This window comes from Ruegeria sp. AP12, from assembly GCF_056540025.1.
On sequence record NZ_JBQFVZ010000188.1, the window covers coordinates 1 to 744 of the forward strand.

Consider the following 744-nt stretch of genomic DNA (forward strand, 5'->3'; position numbering starts at 1 on the left):
AACCGCTATACTTGTGGTTCTGTTGGGTGGTACAGCCTTCAGCGGCGGCGAGGGGCGTGTTCTGAAATCCTTTATCGGGGCGCTGATCATCATGTCCTTGACCGTTGGCATGTTGACACTTGTGCCCGCCTATTTCCAAACTCTGGTTGTAGGCACGGCGCTGTTGCTGGCGGCCGCCTCGAACCATTTGGTAAGCAGAAAGGACAGCGAAAGTTGAACGCAAGCGGACCCGATCCCGACACCCTGCGCCTGATTGCCCGTGTCCTGACCCTGCATTTTCAGGAAGGGCTGCTGCAGGCTGAGATTGCCAACAGCCTGAAACTGTCGACGGCCAAGGTGAACCGGCTGATTAAGCAAGGCCGTGAGATGGGCATGGTCGAGTTTCGCATCCACAGTCCGTTCCAACGCCTGTTTGATCTGGAAAGCCAGGTGAAAGCGCGCTGGCCGCTGGCCGAGTGCCTTGTGGTTGATACCGTGACCGAGAACGCTGACACTACGTTGGATCTGGTGGGAAAGACGGCGGCGCAGCATCTTCAGCACATTCTGGGGTCCGAGGATGTTCTGGCAATCTCGGGCGGCAAAACGCTCAGTGCCGTGGCGGATCATCTACAGCCGGGTGGGTCGACCTCGAACGTGGTCGTGCCACTGACCGGGGGCGTGCAGGGGCAGCATTACACAGATGTAAATCACGTCGCGACCCGAATTGCCGACGGGTTGAGCGGATCAGCAACCTTGATCCACGCG

Annotated in this window: 1 protein-coding gene and 1 pseudogene; both read left to right on the forward strand. The window is 58.6% G+C overall.

The window, feature by feature from the left end:
* Positions 1-217, forward strand: a pseudogene (locus ACR0E6_RS22160) (ABC transporter permease); the annotation flags it as partial.
* A partial coding sequence (locus ACR0E6_RS22165; RefSeq protein ID WP_480587423.1) for a sugar-binding domain-containing protein occupies positions 214-744 on the forward strand: 531 nt, incomplete at its 3' end. The pseudogene ACR0E6_RS22160 and the gene ACR0E6_RS22165, both read left to right, overlap by 4 nt.